The following is a 21,971-nucleotide window of genomic DNA, read 5'->3' as shown; positions in this document are numbered from 1 at the left end:
TTTAGTTTTCAAAGAGCAATTGTCGTTGTTCAGAAGCGACTTTATTAATTTATCACATCATCACTTTTGATGTCAACACTTTTTTAAATCTTTCAAACCGTCACTCACGAAAGCTTTTAAAGAATGTTTCGCAGCGACGGTTATTAATATACCAAGTATTTTCGTAAAGGTCAATACCTTTTATTATTTTTATAAAATAATTATGAGATACGATAACATCGATGAAAAACACCATGACCTTTGGTCTCTAGATTCACTACTTCTAACAAATGCTTTTCAATCAAATATTCAATCAACACACCGAGATCTACAGAGTAAGGAATAAGCTCTTTTTCACTCATAATTTCATTAAACAACCAGTACTCCTTGGTGCTTAATACTTCCAATAAGTGAGCAGTACCAATATTTGTTCTAGAATGAATCAAAAACTCACTCGCCAAAAACAAAAGTTCAAGCCTTTTTTCCAAGGTTTCTTCACTATTTACAAGTTCAACATATAACTTATAGATTTCCGGCTCTATTTGTTTTACTTGGTGCCAGACTGTAAGTTCCGGATGAAGACCATTTTCTATGACAGCTAATCGAGCCAAATGATGCAGAGAGTGCACAACGTGGTTATATGCATCTAAAAATTGACCACTCTCAAATAATGCTTTTCCATCCACATAACGTCGAATTAATTTAGCAAATTCTAAACCCATCTTAATTTTCCGTCCATTGAAAGGAAAGTCCCGGAGCTCCGTTTTTAAATTAATTACATATTCGTTTCGGTCAAACAAAATTTTCGCTTCATGAATCCATTCAAATATCTTACGATTTGTACCTAAAAGGAGCCATTCCTGCAACTGTGATTCTGTTATGATATGCATGGCTGCCTTTTTATCATCGTAAGTATAATGTTTAATAAATAATGGCTGTTCTGCCTCTTTAACGATTATCAACAACAATACATCAAATGAATCAGTAATATGACTAGATTTCTGTTTTTTTTCAATCAATAAAACTCCAAGTGTATTGGTTTGACTTGCCCGTTCTTGATATATGGGCCGAAGGATGTCTTCCATTCATCATTCCTCCATTTTATTCAGGTAGCATTATATGTTCGACAGTGGAATCTAATTTCCTTCTTTCTTAAAAGACAATTTTCGACATTCTTTGTATTTTTTCTTAGAAAATAATTGTGGTATAGTTTGTCTAGGAGGGAGAAACATGGCAAAATATTCGAGCAAAATTAATAAAATCCGGACCTTTGCATTATCCTTAATCTTCATTGGTTTTATTATTATGTATGTCGGGATTTATTTTCGTACATCACCAATTATTATGACCATCTTTATGCTTTTAGGGCTCATTTTTATCATCGCGAGTACAGTGGTCTATTTTTGGATTGGTATGCTTTCAACCAAAACTATTCAGGTTAAGTGCCCAAACTGCGGAAAGCCCACTAAAATGCTTGGCAGGGTAGATATGTGTATGTACTGCCGTGAACCATTAACATTAGACCCTAGTCTCGAAGGAAAACAATTTGATGAATCCTACAATCATAAAAAGGGAAGTAAATAAATAGAGGATGACCAAAACCTATTGGTTTAACCAAAAGGCTTTAGTCACCCTCTTTTTTATTGAACTGAATCAATGTACTTCTTTACTTGCACACTCAGGACAAGATCCATAGATCTCCATACGGTGATTATCCACTTTAAAGCCTGTTACATGTGATGCTAGATGCTCAACCTCATCCAAACCAGGATAATGAAAGTCAACTATTTTACCACAACTTTGACAAATAACGTGATAATGATGAGAAGTGACAAAATCAAAACGAGCGGATGCATCCCCATAGGTTAATTCCTTAACAAGTCCCACTTCGCGAAATACTCGTAAATTATTGTAAACTGTTGCCACACTCATATTGGGGAATTTCCCTTCAAGGGCTTTATATATTTCATCAGCAGTAGGATGTGACATCGAGTTTATTAAATATTCAAGTATAGCATGACGTTGTGGAGTAATCCGCACACCTGTTTCCTTCAGAGTATCCAACGCTTCTTTTAACTGATTCATCGCCATGCACCTTCTTTCTAAAAAATATTATTAGATTATAATTGTTATAATTAATTTTACTAGGTCTTTTGTACGTTTGTCAATATTGTAATCTAACAATCGCTATTTGTTATTAACTTTCCACATGTAAAGTTTGCTCTTTCTGACTTAATTGATAATTGACATATCTCGCTGTTACAAACAAAAGATCTGAAAGCCGGTTTAAATAGGCTAAAACAATCGGATTAACATCGTCCCCTAATGAAACGGCACACCGTTCAGCTCTCCGTGCTATTGTTCTTGCCACATGAAAAGCAGCACCTGCTGGATGTCCACCAGGAAGGATGAAATTTGTCAGCGCAGGCAGAGTGGAATCCCAGTCATCAATATTTTTTTCCAAATGCTCAATATCATCAGATTCAAGTTTCCACTTTACTTCTTTTCCTTTTGGTGTGGCTAATTCTGCACCAACATGAAAAAGGTTTGTTTGTATTTTATGATATACATTTTCAATTATTTCTTTCCCTTTAAAATTTTCATTTTTTAAGTAACTCATCGCCAGACCAATCATAGAGTTAGTTTCATCGCAAGTTCCATAAGCCTCGACCCGCATATCGTTTTTCGCTACCCTCTGTCCATATACTAAAGAAGTCGTTCCTTTATCACCTGTTTTAGTATAAATTTTCAATTACTATCCCTCCACTAAGAAGATTTTGTTTTAATGATATTTATGTATTTTTAACGATTACGATTTTCTTCATCTTAACACCTATCCTTATATTTCGAAAAGTTGTAATCATGACATACTCCTTTATATATAAAAAAAAAGGGCCCGCTAAGGACCCTAATAATTTTATCTGAGGAGGTATGCCCTAATAAAATGATATTCAATTTACGCCATCTTGCATTGGACAAATGCCTTTATCAGAGAAAATAGGCTTTAAAGCAGGTAGAAAAATAAATCTCAAAGCGCCTGTCTATTATCTCTTTTCTGCATCAAAGCGATTGAAGAAAGGAATAATAAACGTATTTAGTTAGAATTGGAGGATACATATGAAAACCACTGAAAACACCTTATCTATATTTGCTCTTGGCGGCATCAATGAAATCGGAAAAAACATGTATGTTGTCCAGTATGAAGACGATATTTTTATTATTGATTGCGGTGGAAAATTTCCTGATGAAAGCTTGCTGGGTATTGATTTAATTATTCCGGACATTACCTATTTGGAGGAGAATCAGGAGAAAATTAAGGCTTTAATTGTTACGCACGGCCATGAAGATCATATTGGCGGTATTCCCTACTTTTTAAGAAAATTAAATATCCCCATTTATGCAACCCGATTTACACTGGGATTAATTGAATTAAAAATAGATGAGCACAGACTTAAAGGAGATTCCAAACTAATTACTATTGACTCTGATTCAAAATTGGAATTTGGGGAAGTACAAATTTCCTTTTTTAAAGTTAGCCATAGTATTCCTGACTGTCTTGGAATCGTCTTTCATACGCCAGAAGGAAATGTAGTCCATACGGGGGATTTTAAATTTGATTTAACGCCGGCCAATAACCAATATTCCGATATACATAAAATGGCTGAAATTGGCCAGCAGGGTGTATTAGTCTTAATTTCTGAAAGTACTAACGCAGAGCGTAAGGGGCTAACTCCTTCAGAACAGATGGTAGGTTCACATATGGATGAAGCCTTCATAAAGGCCCGGGGGAAGATTTTCATCTCAACCTTTGCATCGAATGTCAACCGTGTTCAACAAGTCGTTGAATCAGCAATGAAGACTAATCGCAAACTCGCACTACTAGGCCGCAGTATGGTCAATGTTGTTAATGTAGCTATTGAACGAGGTTATCTAAATGTCCCTGAGGGAATGATTATTGATGCAAACGAAGTCGATCAGCTGCCTTCGGAAAAGGTTGCAATCCTTTGTACCGGCAGCCAAGGGGAACCAATGGCAGCACTATCACGATTAGCAAACGGAAACTTCCGTGATGTGGCCATTTATCCGGGAGATACAGTAATATTAGCAGCGTCTCCAATCCCAGGAAACGAAAAGGATGTTTCACGCATTATTGATAACTTATTTCAAATCGGTGCCAAAGTCATTTATGGTTCCGGTAGTACAACAGGTATGCATGTTTCCGGACACGGCTATCAGGAAGACCTAAAGCTAATGCTGACACTAATGAAACCAACCTATTTCATCCCTATTCATGGTGAATTCCGAATGTTGCATCATCACCGTATGTTAGCTGAATCCGTCGGAGTGGAAAAAGGAAATACATTTATTATTAAAAACGGAGACGTTGTGGATATCAATAATGGGATCGCCCGTCAAACCCGCTCCGTACCAGCTGGAGATACATATGTAGATGGTATCGGTGTTGGTGATGTGGGAGATATTGTATTACGTGACAGAAAGCAGCTGTCTGAAGACGGAATGCTCGTTATTGTCATTACCATCAGTAAAGGGGACCGGAAGATTATTTCAGGCCCTGATACTATTACCCGTGGGTTCGTTTATGCAAGAGACTCAGATGAACTGCTTAAAGAAGTAAATCGTCTGGTCAAAAAGACCGTCAACGACATGCAAACAGAAAATATCCGTCAATGGAATGTAATTAAACAAAACATAAAAAAATCTGTTGGACAATATCTATTTACACAAACAAAACGGAAGCCAATGATTCTCCCAATTATTATCGAAATTTAGTTAAGCAAAAAGGATGTGCACGTTAATCGTGACACATCCTTTTTTAATATGGATCAAGCCAAATTCTCTTTTACATACTGCAGGGCCTCTTCAACGTGCCCTTTTACTTTTACCTTCCGCCACTCTTTAACCAACTTTCCTTCCTTATCTATCACAAACGTCGACCGTTCAATTCCCATATATTCTTTTCCAAAATTCTTTTTTAGTTTCCATACTTCATACAATTCTGCGGCTTTATGTTCCTCATCTACTAGGAGCGTAAAAGGTAAATTATACTTTTCGATAAATTTTTCATGCTTCTCTTGAGGATCAGGGCTGATTCCAATAATCATGCAATCTAACTCTGTAAAGCTCTGATGATAATCTCGAAAATCACATGCCTGAGTAGTGCAGCCTGGAGTCATGTCTTTCGGATAGAAATACAAAACAACATTTTTCCCTCTAAAATCAGCTAACCTAACACTTTCCCCATTTGTAGCCCTTAATTCAAAATCGGGTGCCTGATTTCCAACTTTAATCGTCATTTTACCTCTTCCTTTGCTTAGTTGAATTCATGTTCCGAGTGCTGTTTGGTACTCTGAATACTCTTAGCGTAACCAAATTCACTTAACAACACAACTAAACACAATCAAAAGGCTTACTTTTCATTATTAAGGACTACTCTTGCCACAAAGGCTGCAGGCAAGGTGTAGCCAATTAACGCTTCAATAACAGCAATCATTCTTCCTAATCCTTGCGGAAGGACATCACCATTCCCAACTGAAAAAAGCGTCATGGCACTAAAATAAAAGCTGGTTTCAAAAGTATTCCTATGAGAATCATTTACTTCCCGCAAGAGAGGCATACCGATTAAATTAAATAGAATAAAGATTAGTCCAAAACCAAGGATGATAGTTAAATAAACAGCTCCTAAATACAAAAAGTTCTCAGCCGAAACTATTTTCCCCTTAAGGGTGTTAGGAGTAAATAATGTTCGTAAACTCATGAAAATGCAAAAAATGACAATCGGCAATAAGAAATAGAACATAAAAACCACCTCTAAGAAAATGCGCCTTATTCTATTCCTATGCCGGCTTGGACAATAAAATATCAAAAACCGGGCATAATCCCGGTTTCCTTCTAAAATATTTAATTCCCTGCACCTCGGTATTTTTTTACGCCTTGGTTCCAAAGCATAACCGAAAGAATAAAGAAAACAACCCCAATAACTGGCGTTAAAAAAGAATACAAGTACCATTCTTGTTTTTCTAAAAAGAAGGCTGCAGGGTAAACACCCACAAACGCAAACGGTAAAACCCATGTTAACACAAAGCGGATTAATTGATTATAGATATTCACCGGGTACCTTCCATAGTTACTGATATTATACATCATCGGCATCAACGACGTTCTGGCATCGGCCCAAAAGCTTATACAAGCCAGTATAATAAACACTCCTCCATAAACCAGTGCACCGCCAATAACAAAAACGATAAACAAAATGGGATCATACCAATCTACATCTAAATGGAGCCTGCTTCCAGCATAAAACATGACAGCAAGTCCCGTTATAGCACCTAATAGTGATTCAAGCTCAAGTCTTTCAAGAATAATTTGAAATAGACTATGAATGGGTCTTGTTAAAATCCGGTCCAGTTCTCCCTTTACAATATAACGTTCATTAAAGTCCCAAATATTAAAGAACGCTGAAAAAACGGCAAACGGAACTAGAAAAAAGCCATAGATAAAAATAATCTCATCTCTGTTCCAGCCGTGAAGTAAATGGGTATGTCCGAAGACAACCAATATAAAAACAAGGTTAATAGCTTGGGACATTAAATCCGAAAAAAACTCGACAAAAAGATCCGCCCGGTATTGAAATCTTGTTTTTAGATATTGTGAAATATATTGAAAAAACATGGATAAATAAAACACATCTTACCCCCCTTGAATAATCATCTGTTTTTTTGCTAGATGCCAAAGAACATAAATCGGCAACATTAAAATAATTACCCAAATAAATTGCTGGCCAATTGCAGCTACCGCCTGATCATGTGAAAATCCTTTGGTAAAAATCATACTAGGGGTATAACTTATCCCTTTAAAAGGCAGAAACCCCATTACAGTTTGAGCCCACCCTGGAAAGAAACTAATCGGCAAGAGAAGTCCAGAAAATAAATCAATTACCACTCGTTTGGCACGAATAAGCCCAGCATTATTATATAAGAAGAAAGTCGTTATTCCTGTTAATAAATTAAGCTCTGTATTAATGAAAAAACTTAATAAAATAGAAATGGTAAATAAACCCCAAACACTCAAATTCCATGTAAACTGAATTGGAAAAATAAAGTAAACAATGATAAGCCCCGGAGCTGAAAAGAAGAAAAGCCTAAAAATCCCTTCCCCCAATCCTTGCATGGTTTTCATCCCCAAATAATTGTAGGGTCTAATCAATTCAATGGCCACTTTTCCTTCCATAATTTCTTGGGCCATTTCTCGGTCTAGATTATTAAAATAAAATGCTCTTGCCATCCATGAAACGGCTACATAGGTAGTCATCTGTACGACAGAAAGTCCTTGAATTTGTTCTTTGCCGCCATAAATAGCCGTCCAAAGAAAATAATAAGCTCCAATATTAATGCCATAAATAAGAATTCCCGTATAATAGTTAGTCCGATAGGCAAGCATCATTAAAAAACGAATCCGAATCATTTCTAAATACTTATCCAACTTCCACAGCACCCTTTTCATAGATATTTCGTATAATTTCTTCTGTCGAAGTTTCATTTATTTTTACATCTTTAATTTTGAATGCTGCAACAACTTGGGCGATTACCTGTGAGATTAATTCATCACGATCCTCTACTGTCGCAGTGAAAATTTGGTCTTTCTCATCCAACTCCCATACGACGGGAAGTCCGCTTGTGATTTTTTGCACAGCTGGAATATCGACGGCCTCAAGAAATTGGAATTGAAGTTCTTTCTGGTCGCCCCATTTTTCCTTTAACTCCCTTAACCCACCATCATAAATGATATTTCCTTCATCAAGCATCACAACACGCTCACACAATGCCTCAATGTCTGATAGGTCATGAGTTGTCAATAAAATCGTTGTGTTATATTTTTCATTAATTTCTTTTAGGAATTCTCGGATTTTTAATTTTACAAGAACATCTAAACCGATGGTAGGTTCATCTAAAAAAAGTAATGGAGGGTTATGGATTAATGCGGCAGCAAGTTCGCAGCGCATTCTTTGACCAAGGGATAACTTTCTTACTGGCTTATCTAAGAGCGGTTCAATATCCAATGTTTTTATAACATGATTCATATGCTGATCATATTGTTCATCAGATACTTTATAAACCTTTTTCAACAAACGAAATGATTCCTGTACTGCAATATCCCACCATAATTGTGAGCGCTGCCCAAAAACAACACCGATGGTTTGTACAAATCGTTCACGTTCCTTATGTGGATTCATCCCGTTTACAATGATTTCTCCAGATGTCGGGGTCAATATGCCCGTCAGCATTTTTATGGTTGTAGATTTACCTGCACCGTTTTCCCCGATGTATCCAACCATTTCCCCTCTTTTGACGGAAAAATTAATATCATCTACCGCAGGAACAACTTTATAATTACGTGTAAACAAATCCCGGAACGCACCTTTCAAACCAGTGCGACTGGAATAGGCTTTAAACTCTTTTCGTAGGTCTTTTACTTGGATTACATTTTCCATTCTTTTTCCTCCTGAAACGAAAAGCGGCAGCGCCGTTTAGATGTTGAGCGCTGAAGCTGTACATTTACAATGATTTATACCCTAAATAATTAGTTTAGCTAAATAATTTTAATAAAACAACTGTCCCGTATTTCAACAAATTTTCTAAAATATAAAACAGATAGAAGTCAACTAAAAAAGTGTTAAAATAGAGAAATACGTAAAAAAGGAGGAAAGATTGTGCAATTTACAAATTCAGAAAGATTACATAATGAAGCGTTACAGCATATTGTTGGCGGAGTTAACAGTCCTTCAAGATCTTACAAAGCAGTTGGCGGCGGATCGCCTGTAGTCATGGAACGTGGCCAAGGCGCTTACTTTTGGGATGTCGACGGAAATCAATACATTGACTATCTTGCAGCGTACGGTCCGATTATTACGGGGCATGCTCATCCACATATTACTGAGGCAATTAAACGTGCAGCCGAGACTGGAGTGCTTTATGGAACCCCTACTCCTCACGAGGTAAAATTCGCTAAAATGTTAAAAGAAGCCATTCCATCATTAGACAAAGTTCGATTTGTTAACTCAGGAACAGAAGCAGTTATGTCAACCATTCGTGTAGCCCGTGCTCATACTGGACGAGATAAAATTATTAAATTTGCCGGCTGCTATCATGGACATTCTGACCTTGTGTTAGTTGCTGCAGGTTCAGGTCCCTCCACACTTGGCACACCGGATTCAGCAGGTGTTCCAAAGAGCATTGCCGAGGAAGTAATTACTGTCCCTTTCAATGATATTGAACCTTTTAAACAAGCTTTAGAAAAATGGGGCGACCAAGTTGCCGCTGTATTAGTAGAACCGATCGTCGGAAACTTTGGAATTGTTGAACCAAAACCGGGATTCTTACAGCAAGTCAATGACCTCACACATGAAGCAGGAGCACTAGTTATTTACGATGAAGTTATAACAGCCTTCCGTTTTATGTATGGCGGAGCACAGGATTTGTTAGGAGTGCAGCCAGATTTAACAGCCCTAGGAAAAATTATCGGCGGCGGCCTTCCAATCGGGGCTTACGGCGGACGGAAAGAAATCATGGAAAAGGTCGCACCGCTGGGAACCGCCTATCAGGCTGGTACAATGGCCGGAAACCCTGCCTCCATGCTGTCAGGAATTGCCTGCCTTGAAGTCTTAAATCAAGACGGAGTGTATGAGTATTTAGACCGATTAGGAGCTATGCTGGAAGAAGGAATCTTGGAAGCTGCTAAAGAGAATGGTATTGAGATAACTATTAACCGTTTAAAAGGGGCTTTAACTGTTTATTTCACAAATGAAAAAGTTGAAAACTATGAACAGGCAGAAAATACCGATGGTCAAATGTTTGCCAAGTTTTTCAAACTTATGCTTCATCAAGGAATCAATCTTGCTCCATCCAAATATGAAGCTTGGTTCTTAACTATTGCACATACAGAAGAAGACATTGAAGCTACATTACACGCGGTAAGAAATGCATTTTCTTCACTTAAAGGCGAATAATTATGCATTTTTTATGCACAAAAGGGAGTGGAAAATACTCCCTTTTATTTTTATAACTCCAATGAAAACGGTTACATTAACAGTTTTCTTCCTGAATTTGCATGTTTTTTCATACACTTTTTTATCCAAATTTTTGTATATTTATTTGATTTCTGAAAATTCTTGTGATAATATAAGATTATTATTTCTATTTTGAATCTTTAACTTATTACACGACTAAAGAGACAAAAATTCATTTCTACAAGGTAGATTAATAATCCAATAGTATCATAGGAGGTGAAACGGCTTTAACGGTGTACCGATGAAGCCAATAATAATGTCACAAAACTGGACCCCTTCCCTATTTAAAGATTTCCATAAGCAAGAACACGATGCCTGTGGAATTGTTGCTTGTCTTGAAAAAAACAAAATTCCGACCAGAAAAAACATTTTTGATTGTATAGAAGCCCTTGTTACCATGAACCATCGTGCAGGCTTTATTAATGGCGAAGGTGATGGTGTAGGAATTCATATGGATATTCCAGCTAAACTCTGGAAACAAAAATTGAGTGATGCCGGCATTGATGCAAACCTAGTAGATCAAGAAGATTTTGCTGTCGGACATGTGTTTGTAAGCCGTAAGGTAAACTGGCAAACTACTAAACAAGAATTACAAAAAAAGCTAGAAAATTACGAGTTAACTTTAGTTTTTGAGACAGATGAAGTGACAGATTCTTCTGCTCTAGGTCCAATTGCAATACAAGAAAATCCAGTGTTTTGGCAATTTGCTTGTGTTTCTGCAAAAAAAGGCAAGGAGCTTACTAAGAATCTTTTTGATGCTCTAATTGACTTTGAAACAAACGAACATGTCCATGTTGCTTCTTTAAGTCAACATCATGTTGTCTATAAAGTAATGGGTGCTGGAGATATTTTGCCTCGATACTACCATGACTTAGCAAATCCACTCGTTGCTTCAACCATGACACTCGGCCATAATCGTTATTCTACCAATACTCTATCAAGTTTTTTCCGAGTACAGCCATTTAGTGTCCTTGGTCATAATGGTGAAATTAACACTATTGCAAAGCTTCGTGACGAGGCAAGAATGATTGGAGTTCCGCTAGTCAAAGATGGAAGTGACTCTCAGGATCTTAGTCGTACGATGGAAACACTTATTAGTCGTGACGGGTACTCATTATTCGAAACAATGGATTTATTATTCCCGCCAATTGTAAATGAAATTAAAGCATACCCTGAACACCTTCAGGATTTATATACTTATCTTCGTGAAGCATGGGGACATTTTGCTCAAGGACCAGCAGGAATAATTTCCCGAAATGGTGATGAAGCAGTTTTTAGTGTAGATGCCCTAGGTTTACGTCCACTATGGATGCTTGAAACTGAAAGCTCTTATCTTTTCTCCTCTGAACCTGGGATTATTCCATCAAGTGAATATGTAAATGAACCAAAGCCGTTAGCACCTGGAGAAAAAGTTGGTTTTAAATGGAACGGTGAGACTTTAGATGTTTACGAGCAAAATCGTTACCAAAACGAAGTATACAAACGTTTCAATGATCGGTTAACAATCAGTGAATCAAGAGTGCGTCTTCAGCCTCCTGCATTTTCAAAAACTATTACAATGAGTTATCCGGATAAAATTCATAACGGACAATATAAAGCATTCGGATGGGAACGCGATCACATCCAATTAATTGAACAAATGGCTGAAAAAGGTGTTGAGCCTATTCGTTCACTTGGACATGACGCTCCGCTTGCAGCACTTAATCCTGAACGTGTGAATATTGCTGACTATATTAAGGAAAGTGTTGCTGTCGTAACAAATCCTGCTATTGACCGAGACCGTGAAACAGAGCACTTCTCTACTCGTGTTATTATCGGGAAACGGCCACATCTTTTTGCGGCTGAGAAAGCAAATTCTGTAATTGAGCTTACTACTCCTCTATTATTGGAGGGAAAAGCTGGATTTTTATGTGCAGAAGACTTAGTGCAGCCGAGCTTTGATCAAGTAGTTCATCATTTCCAAGAGCAAAAATTAGCTGCTTTTATTTCTACTACCTTTGAAGGCAGCGAAAAATTGGATGATGCGCTAGAAAGATTGGCAAATGAAGCGGTTCAAGCTGTTCAGGCTGGCAAAGCACTGCTTATTCTTGACGATGCAAAAGCACACCAAGAGGATTCCTATTGGATCGATCCACATTTAGCAACTTCTGCTATAGATCAAGCATTAGTAAAAGCAGAGTTAAGAAGAGATTGTTCTATATTATTACGTTCTGCAGCAATTCGTTCACTTCATGATATTATTACTGTTTTCGGTTTGGGTGCAGATTTAATCAGCCCGTATTACATGTTCCTAACGGTTCAAGATGAAACCACTAAACCATTAATTAACCTATATAGTGCCCTAACAAAAGGGTTAGAAAAAGTAATTTCTACAATTGGTATTCACGAGCTGCGCGGTTACGGAAGACTGTACTCCAGCATTGGATTACACGAAGAAGTTGCTAAAGTATTAAACGTTGTAAACTTCTTTGGCTCAAATGAAATCGAGATGGATTTCGAAGCAATGAAGCAAGAGTCTATCAAAAGAGCAGTTGATTATCAAAATGATAAAGAAAGAGTCGGTAAAACATTTCATCTCTTCCCACGTATTTGGAAAGCTATTGGTGAAGTTGCTTCTACCGGTGACTATAACGCTTATCGCGAAAAAATCACTGAACAGGAAGAACAAAATCCGACTACTATTCGTCATTTAGTATCACTTAAAAAGGGCAGCAAACAAATTTCACCTGAAGAAGTGGATCTTCGTGTTGGTGAACATGATTTACCATTCTTAATTTCTTCCATGTCATTTGGTTCTCAGAATGAAATCGCATTTAGAGCCTATGCTGAAGGTGCCGACCGTTTAAACATGGTAAGTTTGAATGGTGAAGGCGGCGAAATTAAGGATATGCTTGGTAAATATCCAAAAACAAGAGGACAGCAAATTGCTTCAGGCCGTTTCGGGGTAAATGCAGAACTATTAAACTCTTCAAACCTATTAGAAATTAAGATTGGGCAAGGTGCAAAGCCTGGAGAAGGCGGTCACTTACCAGGATCAAAAGTTACAGCAAAAGTTGCTGCCGCTCGTAACGCTACACTTGGTTCTGATTTAATATCACCTTCTAATAACCATGATATCTATTCAATTGAAGATTTGGCCCAAATGATTCTTGAATTAAAAACAGCTAACGACCAAGCAAAAATTGCTGTTAAAGTACCCGTCGTTCCTAATATCGGTACAATTGCCGTTGGTATTGCAAAAGCTGGGGCAGATATCATCACACTCAGCGGCTTTGATGGCGGTACTGGTGCTGCTAGGATCCACGCTCTTCAATATGTTGGCTTACCTGTAGAAATCGGGGTTAAAGCCGCTCATAATGCCCTATTAGAAAGCGGTCTTCGCCATAAGGTAGAGATTTGGGCTGATGGCGGTATGAAGAGTGCTATGGATGTTATTAAAATTATGCTACTGGGTGCAAACCGCGTTGGATTTGGTACATTAGCAATGCTTTCTATTGGTTGTACCACTTGCCGTGGCTGTCATTTAGATACTTGTCATGTTGGTATTGCTACTCAAATTGAATCAGAAGCACAAGCAAAAGAACACGGCTTGCGTCGTTTTGTTCCTAGACAGTTGGATTTAGCGGTTCAAGGAATTATGAATCTATTTACTGCATTTGGTACTGAATTAATGACTCTTGCAGCTTCAATGGGAATTAAGAATTTACAAGATGCAGTTGGTCATTCTGAATTACTAGAACAGATTAAGGGAGAAAATCAACTGAACCTTTCTTACCTGTTAAAACCGCTTGAAATTAGCCAGTTTGCAAAAATGGAAGCTTCAAAATCCATTGAAGAAGTTCAAATGCAAGTGGCGGCTGGTGCAGAATATCTTGATGCAAGTGTAGATCAGCTACATTCTTCCCGCGAGTTCGTTAGCGTAACATCTGAACAAAGAGTCTTAGGAAGCAGAGTATCCTGCCACCGCGTTCGCGGAAGACTGGATGGTTCTTACAAACAGCTGGCTCCAGTACAACTTAAGTACAAAGAAGGATCGATCCCTGGTAACGGTCTAGGAGCATATAATAGTGAAGGGATTGAAATTACTGTCAATGGCGGCGGTCAAGACGGTGTCGGAAAAACTTCCTTTGGCGGTAATATTCACGTTCTTAAATCTAAAGGTAAAAATGGCCGTTATCTCAATGGTTCTGTTGGTAAAGGTTTCGGTTACGGTGCACAAAAAGGACTTCTTGTTGCTCAAGGAAATGCGGATGCACGTGCAGGAATTCGCCTCTCTGGTGCTGATTTAATAATTGGCGGTGCAGTAAAGCAGCCTATCCCTGAAAAAGAGGCTGGAAATATCGGTGCAAACGCAAATATCAAAGGTTTTGCTTTTGAATACATGACAAATGGCCGCGGTCTTGTTCTTGGTGACCCAGGTCCATGGATTTGTGCAGGTATGACCGGTGGTGTTGTTTATGTCCGTCACCAGCCTGAAATGGGTCTAACTACTGATGCCATTAAGCGCCGTGTAGCAAAAGGAGCCAAAGTATCTGTTATAGCTTTAGACGAAAAGGGTAAAAAGGATATTAATGAATTATTAAGTCAATATACTGATTTACTGGCACAAAATGGTCAATCTGAAGAAGCAGAGCAACTTAGAGGGCTCTTAGCAAATCCAGAAAATCACTTTGTACAAATTCTTCCTGTTAAAGAACAGGCAGATCCATCAGTTTCTACAGAATGATTACTAATAAAACAAAAAACGTCCGCTTATGATAGCGGACGTTTTTTTTACATTTTTTTCATATCATCTGAATATATAAATTGATATAATATCTCTTGATAATATGGGGTAAACATTGTATAGTACATATTTGTTATTCATTGAAAAGATAAATGAACATTTGAAAGGAAATTAACTAAATGAAGTTAGGTGCCCGCATTTTAAAAACGGGAATAGCCATTGCATTATCCCTTTTTATAGGCCAGTTGTTGCATTCTCCCTCTCCTGTCTTAGCCGGGATTTCTGCAATCTTTGCAATTCAACCAACTATATATCGCTCCTATTTGACCATTATTGAACAGATTCAAGGAAATATTATCGGCGCTTTGTGCGGAGTCATTTTTGTTCTGCTATTAGGTAATCACTTTATTGTGGTTGGATTAGCAGCTATTATCGTCATTCTATTAAACCTTAAACTAAAACTTGAGAATACTATTGGCTTGTCACTGGTTACCTTAATTTCCATCATGGAATTACAAAGCGGTAATTTTATTCAGTTTGCCGGTATCCGTTTCACTACAATTATGATTGGAGTATTCTCTGCTTTTTTAGTCAATCTTATCTTCATGCCGCCTAAATATGAAAATAAACTTTACTTTAAAATTGTTACTACTACCGAAGAAATTATTAAATGGATTCGTTTAAGCACTAGACATGACTATGACCACCAATTATTAAAAGAGGACATTAAAACGTTTAAAGACAGTATTCAATCAATGGAGCAGTTGTATACAATGTACAAAGAAGAGCGTAGTTATTTTAAAAAAGTCAAATTGGAAAAATCACGAAAGTTGGTTATTTACCGTCAATTAAATATAACGGCTAAAAAAGCCTTGGATACTTTAAAAAGACTGCACCGCTTTGAAAATGAACTTTTACAGCTTCCAGAGAACTTTCAACAATGCATCCAGGACCAATTAGATAGTTTAATCTACCATCATGAACAAGTTATACTTCGATTTATTGGAAAAATCCCTATCCCATCTTCAAGCGTCAAAGAAACGAATTGCATTAATAAAAAGGAATTATTCGATTTTTACTTAAAGCACGTAAGAGAAAATGATGATCATGATAATCCGCATTTATATCATTCCATGCAAATTATCGCTACCATTATTGATTACGGTGAACAGGTAGAACATCTTGATACACTTATAACCAGCTTCCATTCTTATCATCACAACGAAGTATCGATTGATGAAGTTCAACATTAAACGGAAAGAACCCGAGCAATTTTTGTTTTGCTCGGGTTCATTTTATCATTTTTTAACCTATACAGATGCTTGCTCTTTCTTACTTTCAAGCTGCTGAACCTGGAATAGCTTATAATAATTTCCCTGTTTAGCCATAAGTTCCTCATGTGTGCCTGCCTCAACAATCTGCCCGTGCTCAATTAAGACAATCCGACTGGCATGGGTAATGGTCGATAAACGATGGGCAACAATAAAAGTTGTTCTGTCTTTCGCCAGCTCCTCAAGTGACTCTTGAATGAGATGCTCACTTTCCAAGTCCAAGGCTGATGTGGCTTCATCGAGAATTAAGATTGGCGGGTTTTTCAAAAACACCCTGGCAATGGCCACACGCTGCTTCTGACCGCCAGAAAGTTTTACCCCCCGTTCTCCTACCTTGGTGTTATATCCTTCTGATAGGTTTAAAATAAACTCATGGGCATTTGCAGCTTTGGCTGCTTGATACACTTCTTCTTCAGAAGCTTCAGGCTTTCCTAATAATATATTATCTTTAACAGATTCACTAAATAGAATATTATCTTGAAATACAACTCCTATTTTATCTCTAAGAGTTTGAACCTTAAATTCACGTATATCCACACCGTCTAAAGTAATTCTCCCCTTTGTTACATCATAGAAACGAGGAATAAGACTAACTAGCGTTGATTTTCCTCCACCGCTCATCCCGACCAGAGCAATGGTTTCTCCCTTTTTTACATTTAAATGGATGTCTTTTAAAACCATCTCATCCTCTTTACCATAAGAAAATGAAACGTGTTCGAAGGATATTTCTCCCTTTATATTCGTACAATCTTTAGCATCAGTCTTATCAACTATGTCATATTTTTCATCCAGAAATTCAAATACCCGATCCATTGAAGCAAATGACTGTGTGATGGTAGTCGAGGAATTTACAAGTCTTCTTAACGGATTATATAGTTTATCTATATAAGCAAAAAAAGCAACCATGGTTCCAAGTGACAATTGATGCTGAATAACGAGATAAGCTGAGTATCCAATCACAATTAATGGTGCTATATCTGTAATTGTGTTCACGGCTGCAAAAGATTTTGCGTTCCAGCTGGTGTGCAGCAATGCTTTTTCTAGAAAATTTTTATTTTGCTTATCAAATTGTTTCTGCTCAAACTCTTCAATGGCAAAGCTTTTAATAACAGGCATTCCTTGCACTCTTTCATGCAAATAACTCTGTACCTCTGCCAGTGCTTGTGAACGTCTTCTGGTTAAAACTCGAAGATTACCGAAAAAATATCGGACTGAAAATGCATACAGAGGAAATAACAAAATCGATACAAAGGTTAATTTAACACTCATATAAAACATAAAGATAATAGCAATCGCAATTGTAGCTATATCGAGCCACAAATTCATTAATCCGGAAATAACGAAGGTTTTGGTCTGTTCTACATCATTAATTACACGGGAGATGATTTCTCCCGCACGATTATTTGAAAAATAACGAAAGCTTAGCTTTTGAATATGAGTATACATTCGGTCACGGATATCATATAGAATTTTGCTCGAAGTCCATTGAGCAAAATATTGACGATAATATTCAATTGGAGGCCTAAGAATGACAAAGACAATAATCATAGCTCCCATAATGATCATTAGTTTATAAACCTTTTCATCTTGAGAAAGCCCATGGTTCCCAACAATATCATCGACCACATACTTTATTAGCATAGGAATAATCAGCGGAATGGAAAATTTAATAATCCCGATGATGACGGTCCATAAGATTTGTATACGATACGGTTTTACAAATTCCAGATATCTGCGAATACTGCTCAAAAGATCCCCTCCTTTTCCAGAAAATAGTTAAACAGATAAGAACCTGTTGCTCTCCGAACAACAGGTTCTTTTTACAGCAAAAGTATTTAACGTCTGTAAGTTAAATAACGTTCATACCAAATATCGATAAAATCAGGTGCAAAAGGACCATTACGCTGACGAATCCATTGAATTAATTTGTCAACATTCCTCTTTAAAATTTTATCTATCACATCTGGATAATTCATCTCACGACGATGCCGTTCATACTCATCTTCGTCTAGTAAGTTAAAGGTCATATCAGGATACACTTTGATATCAAGATCATAATCAATATACTTAAGTGCTTCACCATCGAAAATAAATGGTGAACTAATATTACAGTAATAATAAATGCCGTCTTCACGAATCATTCCAATTACATTGAACCAGTATTGAGAGTGGAAATAACAAATAGCGGGTTCTCTTGTAATCCATGTTCTACCATCTGACTCTGTTACAAGTGTCCGGTCATTTCCGCCAATTACCAAATTCTGCGACCCTTTTAAAACAGTTGTTTCTTCCCAGACGCGATGGATGTGCCCATTGTGTTTATAGCTATGTATTTGCATTGGTTCACCTTCGATGGGTACGACCATTTTCTCCCCTACCTTCATTTCGAACGCTTTGAAACCTATTTTTATTCACTCATAACGACAAAAGGTAACAAAGTAAAATTCCTATTTTTTATTATTATAACGGTTAAGACAAGAATTTAAAACAAAAGAGCCAGATTTCCATGGCTCTTTGTAAAAAATTGTGTATTTTTTCTTTATTTTTTAGTCGTAAAACTATAAAGAGGGGGTTAAGTTCATTTCTCGGTAAGAGTTAATGACCTCTTCTGTTTGTTTTTCAAAAATTAACTGAATCTCTTTTAGCTCTTTTTTCATAGATTGAATATCGTTTTGAATACTTTCAAGATTGGTTTCATTTTGCAGATTCTGAAGCTCTTCCTCAATTTGTTGACATCTCTCAAGTTCAGCTTGCAGATATAGAAGTTTTTCCATTGTTACCATTTGTTCGGAAACTAATCGGTTAAAATGATCCATTTCCCTCACCGCCTTATTTTTAAGCTACTATATGTATTCTTGAATAACTCCCATATCCCTTTGACAACTTCTGTAGACATACAGGAAGTTTTGTCGAAATAGAAAAGCGGAAGCGCCTTGGTCAGGGTAAAAAGTAGTTCATTTTTTCCTAGACCTGACAAGCACAAGCCAAGCCGGCCAGAAGGTTGCTTTTTAATAACCTTTTGGACGGAGCTTGTGACCTCGAGGGGCTAGGCTGAAGCTGGACAAAAACGAAAAGGCACTCTTGCGAATGAAGAGTGCCTTCTTTTAAGTATTAGCTTTGGCCGAATTGACCGCTGCCTTGATTCTTACGAGCTTGAGATTGTTGGTTTTGCTGTCTTACTTCTTGAGCATTAGTTTCGCTAGCGAATTCAGTTCCAAAAGAACCTGCAGCACCTGCAGAACCAGCAGCACCCGCACTTGCTGATTGAGCATTTTGCTGTCTTACTTCTGCAGCATTAGTTTCGCTTGCAAATTCAGTTCCAAAAGAACCTGCAGCACCTGCACCAGCTGATTGAGCGTTTTGCTGTCTTACTTCTTGGATGTTAGTTCCAGCTGAAGTTTTGTTTGGCTGTTGATTGAAGTTTGCCATTGATATCACCTCCACGAAATTAATATGTCCCGGCTTCGTGGAGAATATCCCAAAAAAATTATTTGAAAATATTTTTTAAACCAGTAATGAAATTCCTCCATCCACAATAATGGTTTGTCCTCTAATCATGCTTGATTCATCAGATAAAAGGAACATGACGCTATTAACAATGTCATCAATTTCCACCATTCGCCCCGCTGGAGTTTTTTCCCTCGCTTCTTGCAACAATTCTTCTCTGTTAGGAAAATGTTTTAATGCTTCGGTATCCACAGCACCACCAGAAACAGCATTAACTATGATATTCTTTTGTGCCAGCTCAACTGCTAAATATCTTGTTAAAGCTTCCAGAGCCGCTTTTGAAACACCCACAACTGTGTAATTTTCTAAATAGCGGATCGAACCAAGTGAACTGATGCTGACTATTTTCCCGCCGCCATTTCTTTCCATTAACTTTGCTGCTTCTTGAGCACAAAATAACAAAGCTTTACTATTAATATTTAGTGTCCAATCCCAGTGTGACTCTTCTAATTCCATTACTGGACGCTGAACACCTGAAGCGGCATTATTTACAAAAATATCCAGTCGACCGAATTCTTGATCAATTTGAGCAAACATATCTTTAATTTTTGCTACATCTCCAACATTTGCTTTTACGACCAAAACTTTCCTGCCAAGTGCTTCAATCTGTTCAGCCACCTCAAGAGCTGACTTTTTACTTCTTGCATAGTTAATAACAATATCATATCCCTCTTCTGCTAAGCTAAGAGCCGTAGCCTTGCCAATACCTCTACTGCTGCCTGTGATCAGTGCGACTTTTTGTGTCATATGCTTTTACCCCTTTTATGTATTTGTTTCAGATTTAATCGAAAAACGCTTTACTTTTCTATTCATTTTATCTTTTCCATGAATAGAAGACAATTAATATAAAACACTAAAATCAAATACAGTGGAAGGGAGATTAGGTAAATGTATATAGGTCGGGATATGACTGAGCTTTCAATGATGTTGAAAACAGATTGGAAGGATAGTGAATTAGCCTTTTTTCACCATTCCTTCCAACAGATTGCCCCATATTTAAATAGTGAGGGACAAACGATTCATCGAGAGATTATTGAGGAAATCGAACACCGCGGCGGGATGAAACGCCAAGAAGCAGACTATACCCATGGAACCAAAACAGTTTATGACTAATAGGATATAAAACGAGGAATAAACGCTAAACTAACGCGTTTATTCCTCTAAGAAATTTTTATACATTTGGAACATTTTTTGATAAGAGACAGGAAAGGCAAAATCCTCAATTTCTTTAAAGGAGACAAGCTTCCAATCTTCACTTTCCTGAAAATCATCAGAAAGTGTCCCAATATAGACTTTGATATTCCAAACCAAATGGGAGAAAACGTGTTCTATTTGGCCGATAATTCGATCAAGCTGTGTATTTAAATGTAACTCTTGAGAAAATAAGTTTGCTACCTCTTCCCGCTCATTTTGTAAATTGTGGTAAATTTCAACATTTGGGAATTCCCACAAATTTGCAAGCAAGCCATTAGAAGGGCGTTTATGAATAAGCAGTTTACCTGCTGAGTTAGTGAGGACAGTAGCGGCAAGTTGCACATCTCGTGTTTTCTTTTTTTTCGTTTTAACAGGAAGTTCTTCGTGTACCCCTTCGAAAAAGGCCTGACAGTGCTCCCGAACGGGACATAATAAGCAAGAAGGCGATGTTGGAGTACAAATTAATGCACCAAGCTCCATTAAGGCCTGGTTAAAAGAGGAAGGATCCTCATGAGAAATTAAATCACGAACTGCCTGTTCAAAAGTTTTTCTTGAGGAGGTTTTTGCTATATCCTCCCAAATCAAAAGAATTCGTGATAATACTCTCATTACATTTCCGTCCACAGCAGGCTCTGGGAGACCATAGGCAATACTTAAAATCGCTCCAGCTGTATATGGTCCTACTCCCTTTAGTTCAGCGATTTCCTTCGGTGTATTTGGCACTTCTCCGTTATATTTCTCTCTTACTTCCTTTACTGCGAATTGAAGATTACGTACCCTGGAATAATAACCTAGGCCCTCCCATGCTTTTAACACTTTATCTTCATCAGCATTTGCCAAATCATCAATGGTCGGAAACCATTCAATAAATCGATTAAAATAAGGAATAACTGTATCCACCCTTGTCTGCTGGAGCATAATTTCTGACACCCATACTTTATAGGGGTCCTGATCCTTCCGCCATGGCAGATCACGCTGTTCTGCTTTAAACCAGGAAATTAAATCATCTTGAAAGGCATTTATATTGATTTTTTCAGAATTTTCATGTTCAATAATCATAACTTTTGATCCTCCAGATTGTTAAACATCTCAAAAAAAGGGAAAATAATAAGAAAAGCGAAAATTCCCGTTTAGCTAGTTACTAAACCTG

The 21,971-nt window shown here is 37.4% G+C and carries 20 protein-coding genes; 6 read left to right on the top strand and 14 right to left on the bottom strand.

Features of this window, described 5'->3' with window-relative positions:
- Positions 1–200 precede the first annotated feature (200 nt).
- Positions 201–1,064, bottom strand: a complete 864-nt coding sequence (locus CVD27_RS09230) for a nucleotidyltransferase-like protein (protein WP_101647606.1) — start codon at positions 1,062–1,064, stop codon at positions 201–203.
- A gap of 145 nt (positions 1,065–1,209) precedes the next feature.
- Here CVD27_RS09230 and CVD27_RS09225 point away from each other — a divergent pair, with 145 nt between their 5' ends.
- On the top strand, positions 1,210–1,563 hold the full coding sequence (locus CVD27_RS09225) for a YgzB family protein (protein ID WP_101647605.1): 354 nt from the start codon (positions 1,210–1,212) through the stop codon (positions 1,561–1,563).
- Between the two features lie 69 nt (positions 1,564–1,632).
- Here CVD27_RS09225 and perR read toward each other — a convergent pair whose 3' ends face one another.
- A complete protein-coding gene (perR, locus tag CVD27_RS09220) occupies positions 1,633–2,070 on the bottom strand; it encodes a peroxide-responsive transcriptional repressor PerR (RefSeq protein ID WP_101647604.1) in 438 nt (145 codons plus the stop codon).
- A gap of 106 nt (positions 2,071–2,176) precedes the next feature.
- A complete protein-coding gene (locus CVD27_RS09215) occupies positions 2,177–2,731 on the bottom strand; it encodes a cob(I)yrinic acid a,c-diamide adenosyltransferase (protein WP_101647603.1) in 555 nt (184 codons plus the stop codon).
- 365 nt (positions 2,732–3,096) lie between these two features.
- On the opposite strand from CVD27_RS09215, the gene CVD27_RS09210 reads away from it, so the two are divergent.
- Positions 3,097–4,770: a ribonuclease J gene (locus tag CVD27_RS09210; RefSeq protein ID WP_101647602.1), complete on the top strand. Its 1,674-nt coding sequence runs from the start codon at positions 3,097–3,099 to the stop codon at positions 4,768–4,770.
- A 53-nt stretch (positions 4,771–4,823) separates the two neighbouring features.
- Here CVD27_RS09210 and bcp read toward each other — a convergent pair whose 3' ends face one another.
- The 5 genes from bcp to CVD27_RS09185 all read right to left on the bottom strand — a co-directional run bounded on the left by bcp (position 4,824) and on the right by CVD27_RS09185 (position 8,488).
- A complete protein-coding gene (bcp, locus tag CVD27_RS09205) occupies positions 4,824–5,294 on the bottom strand; it encodes a thioredoxin-dependent thiol peroxidase (RefSeq protein WP_101647601.1) in 471 nt (156 codons plus the stop codon).
- A gap of 113 nt (positions 5,295–5,407) precedes the next feature.
- Positions 5,408–5,797 (bottom strand): potassium channel family protein, encoded by a 390-nt coding sequence (locus CVD27_RS09200; protein ID WP_101647600.1) that lies wholly within the window; start codon positions 5,795–5,797, stop codon positions 5,408–5,410.
- A gap of 101 nt (positions 5,798–5,898) precedes the next feature.
- Entirely contained in the window at positions 5,899–6,684 is a 786-nt protein-coding gene (locus CVD27_RS09195) for an ABC transporter permease (RefSeq protein ID WP_101647599.1), read from the bottom strand.
- A gap of 3 nt (positions 6,685–6,687) precedes the next feature.
- Positions 6,688–7,479, bottom strand: a complete 792-nt coding sequence (locus tag CVD27_RS09190; RefSeq protein ID WP_101647598.1) for an ABC transporter permease — start codon at positions 7,477–7,479, stop codon at positions 6,688–6,690.
- Positions 7,472–8,488: an ABC transporter ATP-binding protein gene (locus tag CVD27_RS09185; protein WP_101647597.1), complete on the bottom strand. Its 1,017-nt coding sequence runs from the start codon at positions 8,486–8,488 to the stop codon at positions 7,472–7,474. Before CVD27_RS09185 ends, CVD27_RS09190 begins: the two co-directional genes overlap by 8 nt.
- Positions 8,489–8,707: 219 nt before the next feature.
- Between CVD27_RS09185 and CVD27_RS09180 the strand changes: the two genes are divergently transcribed.
- The 3 genes from CVD27_RS09180 (at position 8,708) to CVD27_RS09170 (ending at position 16,042) form a co-directional block, all read left to right on the top strand.
- The gene (locus tag CVD27_RS09180; RefSeq protein WP_101647596.1) at positions 8,708–10,003 is read left to right on the top strand and encodes a glutamate-1-semialdehyde 2,1-aminomutase; all 1,296 of its coding nucleotides are present in this window, start codon (positions 8,708–8,710) and stop codon (positions 10,001–10,003) included.
- A 316-nt stretch (positions 10,004–10,319) separates the two neighbouring features.
- Positions 10,320–14,789, top strand: a complete 4,470-nt coding sequence (locus tag CVD27_RS09175) for a glutamate synthase-related protein (protein WP_101647615.1) — start codon at positions 10,320–10,322, stop codon at positions 14,787–14,789.
- Positions 14,790–14,968: 179 nt separating this feature from the next.
- Positions 14,969–16,042 (top strand): FUSC family protein, encoded by a 1,074-nt coding sequence (locus tag CVD27_RS09170; RefSeq protein ID WP_101647595.1) that lies wholly within the window; start codon positions 14,969–14,971, stop codon positions 16,040–16,042.
- A 57-nt stretch (positions 16,043–16,099) separates the two neighbouring features.
- Here CVD27_RS09170 and CVD27_RS09165 read toward each other — a convergent pair whose 3' ends face one another.
- The 5 genes from CVD27_RS09165 to fabL all read right to left on the bottom strand — a co-directional run bounded on the left by CVD27_RS09165 (position 16,100) and on the right by fabL (position 20,374).
- A complete protein-coding gene (locus CVD27_RS09165; RefSeq protein ID WP_101647594.1) occupies positions 16,100–17,869 on the bottom strand; it encodes an ABC transporter ATP-binding protein in 1,770 nt (589 codons plus the stop codon).
- Between the two features lie 86 nt (positions 17,870–17,955).
- Positions 17,956–18,486, bottom strand: coding sequence for a nucleoside tri-diphosphate phosphatase (ntdP, locus tag CVD27_RS09160; RefSeq protein ID WP_101647593.1), 531 nt, complete (start codon positions 18,484–18,486; stop codon positions 17,956–17,958).
- Positions 18,487–18,678: 192 nt separating this feature from the next.
- Positions 18,679–18,936 (bottom strand): YgaB family protein, encoded by a 258-nt coding sequence (locus CVD27_RS09155; protein ID WP_101647592.1) that lies wholly within the window; start codon positions 18,934–18,936, stop codon positions 18,679–18,681.
- 295 nt (positions 18,937–19,231) lie between these two features.
- A complete protein-coding gene (locus CVD27_RS09150; RefSeq protein WP_101647591.1) occupies positions 19,232–19,549 on the bottom strand; it encodes a gamma-type small acid-soluble spore protein in 318 nt (105 codons plus the stop codon).
- A 75-nt stretch (positions 19,550–19,624) separates the two neighbouring features.
- Entirely contained in the window at positions 19,625–20,374 is a 750-nt protein-coding gene (gene fabL / locus CVD27_RS09145) for an enoyl-[acyl-carrier-protein] reductase FabL (protein WP_101647590.1), read from the bottom strand.
- Positions 20,375–20,515: 141 nt separating this feature from the next.
- On the opposite strand from fabL, the gene CVD27_RS09140 reads away from it, so the two are divergent.
- Entirely contained in the window at positions 20,516–20,740 is a 225-nt protein-coding gene (locus tag CVD27_RS09140) for a hypothetical protein (protein WP_101647589.1), read from the top strand.
- A 39-nt stretch (positions 20,741–20,779) separates the two neighbouring features.
- Here CVD27_RS09140 and mutY read toward each other — a convergent pair whose 3' ends face one another.
- Complete coding sequence (mutY, locus tag CVD27_RS09135; RefSeq protein WP_101647588.1) at positions 20,780–21,880, bottom strand: A/G-specific adenine glycosylase; 1,101 nt, start codon at positions 21,878–21,880, stop codon at positions 20,780–20,782.
- Positions 21,881–21,971: the final 91 nt, after the last annotated feature.

The sequence above is a fragment of the Neobacillus cucumis genome, from assembly GCF_002860255.1.
In the GTDB taxonomy this organism is placed as follows: domain Bacteria; phylum Bacillota; class Bacilli; order Bacillales; family Cytobacillaceae; genus Neobacillus; species Neobacillus cucumis_A.
The sequence above is the reverse complement of the archived record's forward strand: the minus strand, read 5'-3'. Positions and strand labels throughout refer to the sequence as shown.